Source organism: Rhizobacter sp. P5_A1 (assembly GCF_056400745.1).
Map to the genome: position 1 here is coordinate 1 of NZ_JBFUKR010000050.1, position 14,377 is coordinate 14,377.

At 71.1% G+C, this 14,377-nt stretch carries 12 protein-coding genes; all 12 read left to right on the top strand.

Translation table 11 applies throughout. From position 1 onward, the window contains the following. Positions 1-1,574 (top strand): ShlB/FhaC/HecB family hemolysin secretion/activation protein (locus tag AC1DTW_RS27395; RefSeq protein ID WP_477985076.1); only part of this gene is annotated, 1,574 nt, incomplete at its 5' end. An 11-nt stretch (positions 1,575-1,585) separates the two neighbouring features. Then, the gene (locus tag AC1DTW_RS27400) at positions 1,586-5,581 is read left to right on the top strand and encodes a two-partner secretion domain-containing protein (RefSeq protein ID WP_477985078.1); all 3,996 of its coding nucleotides are present in this window, start codon (positions 1,586-1,588) and stop codon (positions 5,579-5,581) included. 123 nt (positions 5,582-5,704) lie between these two features. Then, entirely contained in the window at positions 5,705-6,712 is a 1,008-nt protein-coding gene (tssA, locus tag AC1DTW_RS27405; protein ID WP_477985080.1) for a type VI secretion system protein TssA, read from the top strand. 65 nt (positions 6,713-6,777) lie between these two features. Beyond that, complete coding sequence (gene tssB / locus AC1DTW_RS27410; RefSeq protein WP_477985082.1) at positions 6,778-7,278, top strand: type VI secretion system contractile sheath small subunit; 501 nt, start codon at positions 6,778-6,780, stop codon at positions 7,276-7,278. Between the two features lie 24 nt (positions 7,279-7,302). Continuing rightward, positions 7,303-8,796 carry a type VI secretion system contractile sheath large subunit gene (gene tssC, locus AC1DTW_RS27415; protein ID WP_477985084.1) on the top strand — a complete coding sequence of 498 codons (1,494 nt, stop codon included), beginning with the start codon at positions 7,303-7,305 and terminating at the stop codon, positions 8,794-8,796. Positions 8,797-8,840: 44 nt separating this feature from the next. Further along, the gene (locus tag AC1DTW_RS27420) at positions 8,841-9,320 is read left to right on the top strand and encodes an Hcp family type VI secretion system effector (protein ID WP_477985086.1); all 480 of its coding nucleotides are present in this window, start codon (positions 8,841-8,843) and stop codon (positions 9,318-9,320) included. A gap of 27 nt (positions 9,321-9,347) precedes the next feature. Beyond that, entirely contained in the window at positions 9,348-9,863 is a 516-nt protein-coding gene (locus AC1DTW_RS27425; RefSeq protein ID WP_477985089.1) for a peptidoglycan-binding domain-containing protein, read from the top strand. Positions 9,864-9,876: 13 nt separating this feature from the next. Next, on the top strand, positions 9,877-10,386 hold the full coding sequence (locus AC1DTW_RS27430) for an Hcp family type VI secretion system effector (RefSeq protein ID WP_477985090.1): 510 nt from the start codon (positions 9,877-9,879) through the stop codon (positions 10,384-10,386). Between the two features lie 18 nt (positions 10,387-10,404). Continuing rightward, complete coding sequence (locus AC1DTW_RS27435; RefSeq protein ID WP_477985092.1) at positions 10,405-11,022, top strand: hypothetical protein; 618 nt, start codon at positions 10,405-10,407, stop codon at positions 11,020-11,022. Between the two features lie 2 nt (positions 11,023-11,024). Further along, entirely contained in the window at positions 11,025-11,534 is a 510-nt protein-coding gene (tssE, locus tag AC1DTW_RS27440; protein WP_477985094.1) for a type VI secretion system baseplate subunit TssE, read from the top strand. A 6-nt stretch (positions 11,535-11,540) separates the two neighbouring features. Continuing rightward, positions 11,541-13,418, top strand: coding sequence for a type VI secretion system baseplate subunit TssF (gene tssF, locus AC1DTW_RS27445; protein ID WP_477985096.1), 1,878 nt, complete (start codon positions 11,541-11,543; stop codon positions 13,416-13,418). Continuing rightward, positions 13,415-14,377, top strand: a 963-nt coding sequence (tssG, locus tag AC1DTW_RS27450; RefSeq protein ID WP_477985098.1) for a type VI secretion system baseplate subunit TssG, incomplete at its 3' end; no start/stop codon positions are given. The genes tssF and tssG, both read left to right, overlap by 4 nt.

Consider the following 14,377-nt stretch of genomic DNA (forward strand, 5'->3'; position numbering starts at 1 on the left):
CGCCCGCGCTGGCGCCCGCGGCCAGCGCGCCGCCGGCGGCGCCGTTTCGTGCGCCGGCGCCGGCACCGCAGGTCGGCGGCCTGCAGGGCTTCGAGCTGAAGGAAGTGCGCTTCACGCCGACCGAGGCGATCGGCGCGGCCGAGCTGCAGGCGGTCGCGGCGCCGTACCTGAACCGGCGCGTCGAGGCGGCCGATCTCGCAGCGTTCGCGAAGGCGCTGCAGCAGCTCTATGTCGATCGCGGCTTCGGGCTGGTCGCGATCGCGCTGCCGTCGCAGAACCTGACGCAGGGCACGCTGAATGTCGCGATCGTCGAGCCGCGCTTCGGCCGCGTCACGCTCGTGCAGGGCAGCGAGCCGCCGATCGGCGAGGCGCGTGCCCGCGGCCTGATGGCGCATGCCGGCGTGCAGGCGGGCCGGCCGCTGAACCTGAAGCAGCTCGACCGCGCGATGTTCTCGCTCAACGACCTGCCCGGCACCGGTGCGAAGGCCACGCTCGCGCCCTCGGGCGACGAAGGCGTGTTCGACCTCGTCGTCGAGACCGAGGCGCGCCGCGCCTGGGACATGGCGCTCGATTTCGACAACCACGGCAGCCGGTCGACCGGCACCGACCGGCTCGGCGCGCTGCTGCGCTGGAACGATCCGCTGCGCATCGGCGACAACCTCGACCTGCGGCTGCTCGTCTCCGAACGCGCCGGCCTCACCCTCGGCCGCCTGGCCTACGAAGCGCCGCTGGGGTACACGCCGTGGCGCGCATCGATCGGCGTCTCGCGCGTCGAGTACGCGCTCGGCGGCAGCTTCAGCGCGCTGCAGGCCAACGGCATGGCGACCGTCCGGGACGCCGGCGTCTCGTACCCGCTGATCCGCTCGCGCGGCCGCAACCTGATCGTGCGGCTGGGGGTCGAAGACAAGGCGCTCGAGGATCGTTTCGACGCGCTCGCGCTGCGCACCGACAAGCGCATCCGCAACCTCGTGGCCAGCGCCGCGTTCGAGGATCGCGACACGCTGTGGGGCGGCGGCTTCAGCGGCGCCTCGTTGCAGGCGCAGGTCGGCAGGCTGCGCATCGAGACCGAGAACGTCCGCGCCGAAGATGCCGCACTCGGCGACCAGGCCACGCACGGCGGCTTCGGCAAGCTGAACGTGCAGCTCTCGCGCCTGCAGTCGCTCAGCGAACGCGTGCTGCTGTACGCCGGCCTGACCGGCCAGTGGGCGAGCAAGAACCTCGACGGCGCCGAGAAGCTCACGCTCGGCGGCGCGCGCGCGGTGCGCGCGTACCCGACGGCCGAGGCGCCCTCCGACGAAGGCGTGATCGTCAGCACCGAGCTGCGCTGTTTCGTCAACCCGTCGTGGACCGTGTTCGGCCTGTACGACTGGGCCAAGGGACGCTTGCGCAAGCGCCCCGACGAAGGTGCCGACAACACGCGCGTGCTCGACGGCGTCGGCATCGGCGTGTACTTCAACGATCCGCGGCTGTTCACGCTGAAGGCCACGCTGGCCTGGCGCGGCCGCGAGCGCCCGCAGTCGGAGAGCGGCAACGACAGCCCGCGGCTGTACGTGCAACTGCAGCGGCCGTTCTGAGGAGTCTTGTCATGACCGCCACATCGCCTCGATCGACTCGTCGCAATCCGCGCCCTCGCCTTCTTCCGCTCGTTGCCGCGATCGGCGCGCTCGCCGGTCACGGCGCCGCGTGCGCGCAGTACGTTCCGGCGACGACCCTGCCGTCGACGCCGACCTTGCGCGCCGGCGCCGCCACGGTGTCGACGAACGCCGGCACGTCGACGCAGACGATCACGCAGACCACGCCGCGCGCGGTCATCGACTGGAGCAGCTTCAGCATCGGCCGCGATGCCACGGTGCAGGTCGCGCAGCCCAGCGCGCAAAGCGTGCTGCTGAACCGCGTGCTCGACTCCAAGCTGCCGGTGGCGAGCTTCATCGAAGGCACGCTGAACGCGAACGGCCGGGTCTTCCTGATCAACACCGCGGGCATCCTGTTCGGGCCCGACGCGCGTGTGAACGTCGGCGGCCTGCTCGCGTCGACGCTCGACCTCGTCGACGGCAACCTGCCGGCCGCGACCACCGCGTTCCTGACCGCCGGCAGCGTCAACCTCGCCGCCGGCGCAGCGAGCGCGATCTACGTGCTGCCGGCCAGCGGCACCCAGCCGCAGATCCAGGCCGCGCCGGGCGGCGAAGTGCTGCTGGTCGGCAACTACGCGCTCGGCTTCAACCAGAACCAGATCGCGCAGCTGACACCGGCCCTGTTCCCGTTCATCGGCTCGGTCACGCATGCCGGCAACATCGCCGCGCAGGCCGGGCGCGTGCACCTCGCGGCAGGCGATTCGGCCACTGTCGCGCTGCCGGTCGGTGCGAGCGGCTTCGTGACCTTGTCGAACATCGGCGCCGCGCCGCGCGCGGTCGCGGTCATCACCGGTGCGAACTCGAGCATCACGAACCCCGGCGGCTCGGTGACGCTCGAAGCGGTGTCGCAGCCGACGCTCGCCAGCGGCTCGTTCGACAGCGGCTTCCTGACCTTCCCGGCGGGCCTCGCGGCGGTGATCGCCGACGGCACGCTGTCGGCGCGCAACGAGACCGCGCAGCCGACCTCGCGCATCGACCTGCGCGCCGCCGGCGGGCTCGCCGAGGTCGCCTTCAGCGGCACGCTCGACGCGCGCGGCTCGAACGCCGCCGCGACCGGCGGCAGCATCGGCATCGCGGCGCAGTACATCGGCGCGCAATCGCTCGGCACGCTCGCCACCACCGCGCTGCTCGACGCCAGCGGCGCCGCCGGCGGCGGCAACATCACGCTCGGCGACAGCGGCACGCGCCTGCTGCAGATCGCCGACACCGCCGTGCTGCGCGCGAATGCGACCACGGCCGGCGACGGCGGGCGCATCAGCGCGTTGGCCACCTACTTCAACCCGACCCCGCCGGCCACGCCCGTGGCCGGCACCGACTACGGCGTCGCGAGCATCGGCGGGCGCTTCGAGGCGACCGGCCTCGGCAGCGGCCACCGCGGCGGCAGCATCGAGACCTCGGCGGCGGCGCTGAACATCGCCAGCGCGCGCGTCGGCGCCTCGGGCCAGGGCGGCGCGAGCGCGGGCCAGTGGCGCATCGACCCGTACGACGTGACGATCAGCAACGCCGCGCCGACCGCGGTCGACAGCTTCACGCCGACCGCGCCGGGCGCGAACCTGCGCGCCGCCGACCTCGGCAACGCGCTCGACACCGGCACGGACGTGTTCGTCGGCACCGGCAGCGGCGGCCCGCCGAACAGCGGCACGATCACGCTGCTGGCCGATGTCGCGGTGCAGCGCAGCGCCGGCAGCGCACCGGTCACGCTGACGCTGGCGGCCGCGAACGCGGTCGTGCTGAGCGCAGGTTCGCGCATCGCGTCGAGCGCCGGCCCGCTCAACGTCACGCTGACGGCCGACACCGACGGCAGCGGCTTCGGCGGCATCCGCAGCACCGGCGGCAACACAAGCATCGCCACGCGCGGCGGCAACGTCGCGCTCGGCGGCGGCGTCGACCCCGCCAGCGGCTACGCACGCGGCAGCGCGCTCTACGACGCCGGCGTCGACCTCGACGGCGTGACGATCGACGCGCGCGGCGGCGGCGCCGCCGGCGACGTGAGCCTGCGCGGGCAGGGCTACATCGGTTCGGGCTACGACACGCCCGGCGTGCGCCTCGCGAACACGCGCATCGACGCCAACCACGTCGGCATCCTCGGGCGCAGCGGCGACAGCAGCGGCGTGCAGTTCAACGCCGGCACGCAGATCGCGACCGGCAGCGGCACGATCGACGTGCGCGGCATCGCCGACCCGGCCGGCAGCATCGCGAGCAACGGCTCGTTCGGCGTCACGGTCGCGAGCCCGACGCAGCTGCTCACCGGCAGCGGCTCGCTGTACCTGGCCGGCCGCGGCGGCAGCGGCGGCCTCGTGCTCGATGGCCTGCTCGTCGGCAGCGCGGACAACGCCGGCGGCCGCATCGTCATCGCTGGGCAGACGACCGGCGGCAGCGCCGCGGGCGTGCGCTTCAGCCTCGACGGCGGCGGCTTCGAGGTCCGCGGCGCTTCGGGCGCGAACGCCTTCAGCGGCGCCGACATCGTGATCGGCGCGAAGGCCGCCGCGGGCGCGGCGAACGCGTTCGACCTCGGCCCCGGCGCCGCACCGCGCGTGCTGACGCACGGCCACCTGAACCTGCGCCCGCTCGGTGTCGATGCCAGCGGCAACACCGTCGAAGACACCGCGACGCCGATCTACATCGGCAGCACACCGAGCTTCGCGACATCGCCGCCGACCAACTTCATCGTCGACACGGCGTGGCTGACGCCGGTCGGCGCGAGCGCGGCCGGTGTCGACGCCGATGCCGGCGTCGTGATCGGCTCGCGCCTGCAGAGCGGTCGCATCACGCTGGCCGACGCGGCGCCGGTCGGCAGTACGGCGCTGCGCCTGAGCCTGCAGAACGAGGCGGCCGGCTCGGGCGGCATCGCGCTGGGTGCCGCGCTCAGCGCCGACACGCTCGGGCTGCTGAGCGCGGGCGACATCACGCAGACCGCCGCCGTGGCGGTGAACCAGCTGCTGCTTCGCGCCGCGTCGGCCAGCAGCGTCGATCTGTCGAATGCCGGCAACCGCATCGGCACGCTGGCCTTCGATGCGCCGCGCGCGCTGACCGTGCGCACGCAAGGGACGCTGACGATCGGCAGCGCCGCGGCCGCGGGGTTCGACAACGCCGCCGACGTGTTCACGACCGCCGCGATCACCGGCAGCCGCGCCGGCGATCGCGCGCTGCTGCAGTCGCTCGATGCCGACCTCGTGCTGGCGCAGCCGATCGCGCTGACGACCGCGGGCTCGCAGCTCGACCTGGTCGCGGCGAACCTGTTCCAGAACCCGTCGAGCGCGGCGCTGGCGAACGGCGCCGGCGGCGCCTGGCGCATCTGGTCGCAGACCTGGCAGGGCAGCGCACGCGGCGGCCTCGCCGGCACGGCGCCGGCGGCCAACCTGTACGGTTGTGCGTTCGGCGACAGCGCGAGCTGCAGCCTCTCGGGGGCCCCGATTCCCGCGGCCGGCGACCGCTTCCTGTACCGCGACCGGCCGACGCTCGCGGTCGCGGCCGACAACCAGGCCGCGCTGTGGCACCAGCCGCTGCCGCCGCTGACCTATGCCGCGAGCGGGCTCGTCAACGCCGACCCGCTGGCCGAGGTGCTGAGCGGCGCGCCGAGCACCACGGCGACCGCGACCAGCCCGGTGCAGGCCTACCCGATCGACGCCGGCACGCTGGCCGCGCGCAACGGCTATCGGCTCGCCTACACGCCGGGCGTGCTCGACATCGGCGCGCCGACGGCGGTCGCGCTCGGCGCCGAACGCACGTTCGACTTCGCGGGCTTCACCGAACGCCAGCGCTCCGACCTCTACGGCATCAACTTCTCGCTGCCCAACATCTGCACCGCCGCGTCGTTCCTCAGCGACGTGCGCGAGCCCGACGCGCCGGGCGCACCGCCACTGACCATCGAGTGGGCGCGCGTGCGCAACCAGCCGCAGCTGACGAGTTGCCTGAACGAGCGCGATGCGAGCGAGTGCGCCGGGTTCTAAGCGATGTGACTTTCGGCAGCTGTCGCGCGTGCCTGCGCTGCCTACAGTGCAAGCACACGCGAAGGCCGCATCTGTTGACGAGATCGAGCCCGACCACCTTTCAACCGCGCGAGACCCACGCACATGGCCGACATCGACGTTGACGCCCTGCTGGCACCGGTGAACGACACCGCGCCGTGTGGCGACGACCTGGAATACGACCCGGCGTTCCTCGCGCTCGAGGATGCGTCGCGCGGCAAGCCCGAGCAGCAGTTCGGCGATACGCTGATCGCGGCGCAGGAGCCCGACTGGCGCGAGATGCGTGCGCAGTCGATCGCGCTGTTCGCGCGCACCCGCGACCTGCGCGTCGCGATGCAGCTGCTGCGCGCCGCGACGCGCCTGAACGGCAGCAGCGGCTTCGCGTCGGCGATCCAGGTCGTGCGCGGCCTGCTCGAACGGCACTGGGAGCACGTGCACCCGATGGTCGAGGTCGGCGACGGCAGCCACGACGCGACGATGCGCCTGAACGCGCTGGCGCCGCTGGCCGATGCCGGCCCGGTGCTTGCCGACCTGCGCGCGGCCGCGATCGGCACGCAGCGCGGCGGCCTGACGATGCGCCAGATCGAGCTCGCGCTCGGAAAGGCCGAACCGGGTCCGGGCGAATCGGTGCCGAGCGCCGCCGGTGTCGAGCAGGCGCTCGGCGACGCCGCCGCGCAGGTGCCCGGCGCGCTCGATGAACTGATCGCCGCCGACGCCGCGGTGCGCGCGATCGAGGCCGTGATCGACCAGCGCGCCGGCGCCTCCGAGGGCCCGGATCTGCGCGGGCTGCGCGCGTTGACCCAGTGCATCGCGCAGGCGGCGCGCCAGGCGCGTGGCGAGAGCGCCGAGGCCGCCGCCGACGGCAGCGCGGCGCCCGCCCCGACGACGACACCGGGCGCCGCGACCGGCGCGATCGCCGGCCGCGACGACGCGATCAAGGCGCTCGAACGCGTCTGCGAATGGATCGAGCGCCACGAACCGACGAACCCCGCGCCGCTGCTGATCCGCCGGGCGCAGCGCCTGATGACCAAGAGCTTCATCGACATCATCCGCGACCTTGCGCCCGACGGGCTCAAGGAGGTCGAACGCATCGCCGGCGTCGAAAGCGCCTGACGCCGCACGCACACGCAAACGCACGCCGAACCGCTTCTCCACCGAGCCCCGAAAGGATCTCCGCCATGGCCACCAGCAGTCAGAAGTTCATCGCCCGCAACCGCGCGCCGCGCGTGCAGATCGAATACGACGTCGAGCTCTACGGCGCCGAGAAGAAGGTGCAGCTGCCTTTCGTGATGGGCGTGCTGTCCGACCTGTCGGGCAAGCCGAGCGAGGCGCTGCCGCCGGTGGCCGACCGCAAGTTTCTCGAGATCGACGTCGACAACTTCGACTCGCGCATGAAGGCGATGAAGCCGCGCGCCGCGTTCCAGGTGCCCAACACGCTGACCGGCGAAGGCAACGTCGCGGTCGACATCACCTTCGAGAGCATGGACGACTTCTCGCCCGCGGCGATCGCGCGCAAGGTCGACGCGTTGTCGAAGCTGCTCGAGGCGCGCCAGCAGCTGTCGAACCTGATCACCTACATGGACGGCAAGACCGGCGCCGAGGAGCTGATGTCCAAGGTGCTCGCCGACCCGGCGCTGCTCGGCAGCCTCGCGGCCGCGAGCAAGCCGGCCGCCGCCTGACCACGCACCCGAGGAGCACACACCATGGCCGAAGCATTCATCCCCGCGTCCGCCCTGATCGGCGTCGAATACCAGGGCGGCGACTTCGCGGCGCTGCTGAACAAGGAGTTCAAGCCGAAGAGCGACGAGGCCAAGTCGGCCGTCGAATCGGCCGTGCTGACCCTGGCGCAGCAGGCGCTGTCGCAGACCAAGCTGATCGGCAGCGACGTGATCGTCTCGATCGAGTCGATGATCGCCGAGCTCGACCGCAAGCTCACCGAGCAGATCAACCTGATCCTGCACCACGTCGACTTCCAGCGCCTCGAAAGCGCCTGGCGCGGCCTGAGCCACCTCGTCAACAACACCGAAACCGACGAGATGCTGAAGATCCGCGTGATGAACGTCTCCAAGGGCGACCTCGCGAAGACGCTGAAGCGCTACAAGGGCACCGCGTGGGATCAGAGCCCGGTGTTCAAGCGCATCTACGAAGAAGAGTACGGTCAGTTCGGCGGGCAACCGTTCGGTTGCCTGATGGGCGACTACTACTTCGACCAGAGCCCGCCCGATGTCGAGTTGCTCGGCGAGATGGCGAAGATCGCGGCGTCCGCGCATGCGCCGTTCATCTCCGGCGGCAGCCCGACGCTGATGCAGATGGGCTCGTGGCAGGAGCTCGCGAACCCGCGTGACCTGAGCAAGATCTTCCTGACGCCCGAGTACGCCGCCTGGCGTTCGCTGCGCGACTCGGACGACGCCAAGTACATCGGCCTGGCGATGCCGCGCTTCCTCGCGCGCACGCCGTACGGCGCGAAGACGAACCCGGTCGAGGCCTTCAACTTCGAGGAAGACACCGCCGGGGCCGACCACGCCAAGTACGCGTGGGCGAACGCCGCCTACCCGATGGCGGTCAACATCAACCGCTCGTTCAAGATGTACGGCTGGTGCTCGCAGATCCGCGGCATCGAGTCGGGCGGCGCCGTCGAAGGCTTGCCCACGCACACCTTCCCGACCGACGACGGCGGCGTCGACATGAAGTGCCCGACCGAGATCGCGATCAGCGACCGGCGCGAGGCCGAACTCGCGAAGAACGGCTTCATGCCGCTGATCCACCGCAAGAACTCCGACTTCGCGGCCTTCATCGGCGCGCAGTCGCTGCAGAAGCCCGCCGAGTACGACGACCCCGACGCAACCAGCAACGCGAATCTCGCGGCGCGCCTGCCCTACCTGTTCGCCTGCTGCCGCTTCGCGCACTACCTGAAGTGCATGGTGCGCGACAAGGTCGGCTCGTTCAAGGAGCGCGCCGACATGGAGAAGTGGCTCAACAAATGGATCATGAACTACGTCGACGGCGACCCGGCCAATTCGTCGCAGACGACCAAGGCGCAGAAGCCGCTCGCCGCCGCCGAGGTCATCGTCGAAGAGATCCCCGGCAACCCGGGCTACTACAGCAGCAAGTTCTTCCTGCGGCCGCACTACCAGCTCGAGGGCCTCAGCGTGTCGCTGCGGCTGGTGTCGACGCTGCCGTCGCAGAAGGCTGCCTGAGCACCGCCTGAACCGCATCCATCGCAAACCAAGGAGAGATCAACATGAGTATCGACTGCCATCTGAAGCTCGACGGTGTCGAGGGCGAATCCACGCACAAGGACCACAAGGGCGAGATCGGCGTGATGTCGTGGAACTGGGACGTCATGAACGAGTCGAGCGTCGGCGCCGGTGGCGGCTCGGGCAAGGGCAAGGCCAAGCCCGGCGAGCTGAGCTTCGCCCACCTCTACGACAAGTCGTCGCCGGTGCTCGCCAAGTCGTGCGCATCGGGCAAGCACTTCAAGGATGCCGTGATCACCTGCCGCAAGGCCGGCGAGGGCCAGCTCGACTTTCTGAAGATCACGCTGAAGCAGGTGCTCGTCAGCGCCGTGAAGCCCAGCGCGATGTCGGGCGGCGACATCAGCGAGCAGGTTCACCTGAGCTACGACGACATCGAGTTCGAATACAAGGCGCAGGACGACAAAGGCAAGCTGGGCGGGGCCATCAAGTTCGGCTGGAACGTCTCGACCACCGAGACACGCTGAGCGCGCGTCAGGCACGAGGAGCAGGCCATGCCGTTTCGCACCCCCAGAACGACCTCGTCCGGCGAGCAGATTCACTTCTACAACATCGACTATGCGATCGGCTGTACCGGCTGGAACCATCGTGTCGACGTCAAGCTGGTGCAGGCACTGCTGCAGCTTTACTTCTACGAACTCGCGGGCATGAACGAGGGCGGCGACCCGCCGTCGGGGTATGAGTCGCTGGTGGTCGACGGCTACTGCGGCCCGGTGACGCGCCTGCACTTGACGCACTACCAGCAACAGGCACACAAGCGCGGACATCCAGTGCTTCTCGATGGCCGGTTCGACCCCTTCCACGGCGGCATGAGCCGCTCATCGATAGCCAAGGTCCAGTATCAGCTTGAGGCGCTGAACGCCCGCTGCGACATCTACTGTTTTCAGCAGAGGGTGGACTGGTTCGGCAAGCTGATGGAACGGCCTTACGTCACCGGACACGCCGACCTGGTACACGCCCTGTGCGGCCCACCTCGAAAAATGGCGCAGCAGTACTGCTACCGTCGCTGACAGGGACACCGCGATGCTCGATCCCGATCTTCATCTCGGCAGCAGCGCCGATGCCTATCTGTCCGTCGTCGGCAAGAAGCAGGGACCGCTGAAGGGCGAGGCGGTCGCGCCCGGCCACGAGGACGAGATCGGTGTGATCGCGTGGCGCTGGGCCGTCAGCGCACCGACCGCGGCCGGCTCGGCGCGCGCCACCGGGCGCCGCGTCTACGACCTGCTGCGGGTCGACAAGTACGTCGATGCGAGCAGCACCAGGCTGATCAACGCGCTCGCCAGCAACGAGGAGTTGCGCAGCGTGACGCTGAGCCTGCGCAAGGCCGGCACCGACGACGAAGACTTCTTCGCCGTCAAGCTCGAACGCGCGCGCGTGGTCGGCAGCGAGCTGCAGTCGAGTCCCTCCGGCGGCTTGTACGAAACGGTGGCGTTCGCCTACCAGAAGATCCAGATCGACTACCACCCGCAGCAGCGCACCGGGCAGCGCGGCGCCGCGACCTCGTTCAGCGACGAGCTGGAAGAGGACGCTTGATGGACCGCGAGGCAGATCGTGGCCAAGCGCCTGGTGCTGCTTGACTTCCGCCTCACCGGGATGGTGACGGACGACATCGGCGAGGTCATGCAGGTCAGCGTGCGCACGCCGATTCGTGACGCGTTCGGGCGTGTCGCAACGCGCGCGCGGCAACTCGGTGGGCTCGACGACCTGCTCGTCTGCTGTCACGGCTTCGAGGCCGTTGTCGAAGACTTCGACGGCGCTGTCAGCTTCATGTCGGGCGGCTTCGGCCTGCAGCTCTGCGACGAGGACCTGACGCTGCGCAACGTCGGTGTCACCGCGGTGCTGAACGGCGCGCCGCCGCTGGTCAATCGCATCGTCGTGTTCTCGTGCGCCGCGGCTGACACGCACCGTGCCTCGAAGGCAGTCGGTGGCGACGGCATGCGGTTGATGGGCGAGATCGCGCTGACGTCCGGCGCCCGCGTGATCGCGGCGCGCGCGACGCAGATGTACGCGCAGATCCCCAGCCTTGCGCAGTCGCTCTTCAACGCCGGCTCGCTGAACGACTGGCGCATCGACTTCGGCGAGTGGGAAGGCGATGTCTTCGAGTTCTCGCCCGCCGACGGCCGCGCCCGCAAGCTGAAGCCCGACCAGCACCCGCGCTTCGCCTTCTGATCATGAGTGCTCACGACCGCCTCCAACCGGCGCTGCTCGATCGCCTGACCGACGACCACCGCGCGATCGCCACCGAGGCCGACGACCAGCGCGTGATGACCAAGCAGCAGATTCGCCAGGCGGTGCTGCGCGACCTGTCGTGGCTGCTCAACGCGGTCCAGCCGCTGGCCGCGCTGGCCGAGCGCTTCCCGGCGGCGGCCGATTCGGTGCTGAACTACGGCCTGCCGCCGATGGCCGGCCAGCTTGCGTCGCGCATCGACGTGGGCCTGCTCGAGCAGGGCATCCGCAGCGCGATCCTGCGCTTCGAGCCGCGCATCCTCGCCGACACGCTGGAGGTGCGCGCGATCGAGTTCGCCAGCGTGATGGCCACGCACAACATCATCGAGTTCGAGATCCGCGGCTTCCTGTGGGCGCAGCCGGTGCCGCTCGAACTGCTGCTGCGCACGCAGCTCGATCTCGAGGCCGGCCAGGTCGAGATCAAGGACGCGAGCGGCGCGACGCTGCAACGTTAGAACGCCATGGACCCTCGCCTGCTGCGCCTGTACTCCGACGAGCTGACCCACCTGCGCGAGGTCGGCGCCGAGTTCGCGCGCGAGTTCCCGAAGATCGCGTCGCGGCTCGCGATGGACGGCGTCGAGGTCAGCGACCCGTACGTCGAGCGGCTGCTCGAGGGCTTCGCCTTTCTCACCGCGCGCGTGCAGCTGAAGCTCGACGCCGAGTTCCCGCGCCTGATCCAGCACCTGCTCGAGGTCGTCTACCCGAACTTCCTCGCGCCGGTGCCGTCGATGATGATCGCGCAGCTGGTTCCCGACGCCACCGACCCGAACCTCGCGCAAGGCGCCTGGGTGCGCCGCGCGAGCGCGCTGCACAGCGAGCTCGCGCGCGGCCAGAACACGCTGTGCGAGTTCCGCACCGCGCACGACGTGCAGCTCTGGCCGATCGAGATCCGCAGCGTGCAGTTCTTCAGCCACGCGCCGGACCTGCCGCTCGCGCACCTGCCCGCCGCGGCGCGCGTCAAGGGGGGGCTGCGCATCAAGCTGCGCGCGCTCGGCGGGTTCGCCTTCGACCAGCTGCCGATCGAGCAGCTGCCGCTGTACATCAGCGCGCCCGACGACGTGGCCTACCGCCTGCACGAGCTGGCGCTCGGCGCGTGCGTCGGCAGCTGGGTGCGCAGCGAGGGGCCGCAGCCGAGCGCGAACTGGCGCGGCGCCGCGAGCGTGCAGCCGATCGGCTATGCCGAGGACGAGGCCTTGCTCCCGACCACCTTGCGCGGCTTCAGCGGCTACCGATTGCTGCAGGAATACGCCGCGATGCCGCAGCGCTTTCTCGGCTTTCGCATCGACGATCTGGCTGCGCGGCTGGCGCGCGTCGCCGGCGGCGAGGCCGAGATCGTGCTGCTGTTCGGGCGCGCCGATGCGGCGCTCGAGCCGCTCGTCGAGGCGGCCTCGCTGGCGCTGTTCTGCACGCCGGCGATCAACCTGTTCCCGAAGCGCCTGGACCGCATCGCGCTGACCGGCTCGGCCTGGGAGCACCACGCGGTGCCCGACCGCACGCGGCCGATGGACTTCGAGGTGCACGGCATCGAGAGCTGCACCGGCTACGGCACCGGCGCGGTCGCCGAGCAGCGCTTCCTGCCGCTGTACAGCAGCGTGCACACCGAGTCGCACGCGCACGCCGCGTACTACACGCTGCGCCGCGAATCGCGCATCCTGTCGGCGAAGCAGAAGCAGCAGGGGCCGCGCTCCTCGTACATCGGGCAGGAGGTGTTCCTGTCGCTGGTCGACGCGCGGCAGGCGCCGTACCGCGAAGACCTGCGCCAGCTCGCGCTGACCGCGCTGGTCAGCAACCGCGACCTGCCGACCTTCCTGCCCGCCGGCGGCTCGGCCGGCGCCGAGAGCTGGCGGCTCGACGCGCCCGGCGCCACCGCGAAAGTGCGCTGCCTGCGCGGGCCGACGCGGCCGCAGTTCCGCCAGCCGCAGGGCGATGTCGGCTGGGCGCTGGTCAGCCACCTGTCGCTGAACTACCTGTCGTTCGCAGGCGACGACCCGGTGCGCGCCGCCGCCGCATTGCGCAGCCTGCTCGCGCTCTACGGCCCGGTGCAGGACGCCGGCTGGGACAAGCAGGTCGAGGGCCTGCAGGCCCTGAGCGCGCGCCAGGTGGTGCGCCGCCTGCCCTTCCCCGGGCCGCTGACCTTCGGCACCGGCGTCGAGATCACGACCCAGGTCGACGAGCTCGCGTTCCAGGGCAGCAGCCCGTTCCTGCTCGGCTGCGTGCTCGAGCGCTTCTTCGCGCGCCACGTCGCGCTCAACACCTTCACCGAGGCGGTGCTGCGCACGCCGAACCGCGGCGAGGTGATGCGCTGGCCGGCACGCTGCGGCGAACAGGCACTCGCATGAAGGCCGCCGACGCGACACCCGAGGCGGTCGCCGATGCGGCCGCGCTGGCGCGCCTGTTCGATGCGCTCGCCGCGGCCCCGCATGCGCACGACTTCTTCCACACGCTGCGCCGCATCGACACGCTGACGCCGCAGGCACCGCGCCTGGGCCGCGCGCTGCGCGCCGGCCTCGAGCCGGTGCGGCTCGGGCAGGACCCGGAGCTCGACTTCGCGCCCGCCGCGCTCTCGTCGTTCGCGCCGCAGTCGCATGCGCCGCCGCGCCTGGGCGTGCGCTTTCTCGGCCTGTTCGGGCCGCACGGGCCGCTGCCGCTGCACCTGACCGAGTACGCGCGCGAGCGCGAGCGCCACCACGCCGACCCGGGCTTCGCGCGCTTCGCCGACCTGTTCCATCACCGCGTGCTGAGCCTGTTCTACCGCGCATGGGCGCAGTCGCAGCCCTGCGTGCATGCGGACCGCCCGGACGACGACCAGTTCGCGAAGTGGCTCGGCGCGCTGTTCGGCACCGCGCCGGCGCCGTTCCGCGGCCGCGACAGCGTGCCCGACACCGCGAAGCGCTTCAACGCCGGCACCTTGAGCCGCGGCGTGAAGAACGCCGAGGGCCTGGAGGCGCTGCTGCGCCTGCACCTGCGCATGCCGGTGCGCGTCACGATGTTCGTCGGCCACTGGATGCGCCTGCGCCCGCAGGACCGCACGCGCCTCGGCCTCGGGCACGCCGCCGAGCCGAGCGCGCAGCTCGGCCGCAGCGCGGTCGCCGGCTCGAAGGTCTGGGACCGGCAATACAAGTTTCGTGTCGGCATCGGCCCGCTGACGCTGGCGCAGTACGAATCGTTCTTCCCCGACGGCCGATCGCTGCCGGTGCTGCGCGACTGGGTGCGCCAGTTCGTCGGCCTCGCGCTGGTCTGGGACCTGCGCCTGTGCCTGGCCGCCGCCGAGCTGCCGGCGGCGCGGCTGGTGCGGCGC

Coding starts and splice junctions, on each gene's coding strand:
- tssC (WP_477985084.1), top strand. CDS start 7,303: ATGGCCGAAGCATTCATCCCCGCGTCCGCCCTGATCGGCGTCGAATAC.
- tssF (WP_477985096.1), top strand. CDS start 11,541: ATGGACCCTCGCCTGCTGCGCCTGTACTCCGACGAGCTGACCCACCTG.
- tssB (WP_477985082.1), top strand. CDS start 6,778: ATGGCCACCAGCAGTCAGAAGTTCATCGCCCGCAACCGCGCGCCGCGC.
- AC1DTW_RS27420 (WP_477985086.1), top strand. CDS start 8,841: ATGAGTATCGACTGCCATCTGAAGCTCGACGGTGTCGAGGGCGAATCC.
- AC1DTW_RS27400 (WP_477985078.1), top strand. CDS start 1,586: ATGACCGCCACATCGCCTCGATCGACTCGTCGCAATCCGCGCCCTCGC.
- tssE (WP_477985094.1), top strand. CDS start 11,025: ATGAGTGCTCACGACCGCCTCCAACCGGCGCTGCTCGATCGCCTGACC.
- AC1DTW_RS27430 (WP_477985090.1), top strand. CDS start 9,877: ATGCTCGATCCCGATCTTCATCTCGGCAGCAGCGCCGATGCCTATCTG.
- tssA (WP_477985080.1), top strand. CDS start 5,705: ATGGCCGACATCGACGTTGACGCCCTGCTGGCACCGGTGAACGACACC.
- AC1DTW_RS27425 (WP_477985089.1), top strand. CDS start 9,348: ATGCCGTTTCGCACCCCCAGAACGACCTCGTCCGGCGAGCAGATTCAC.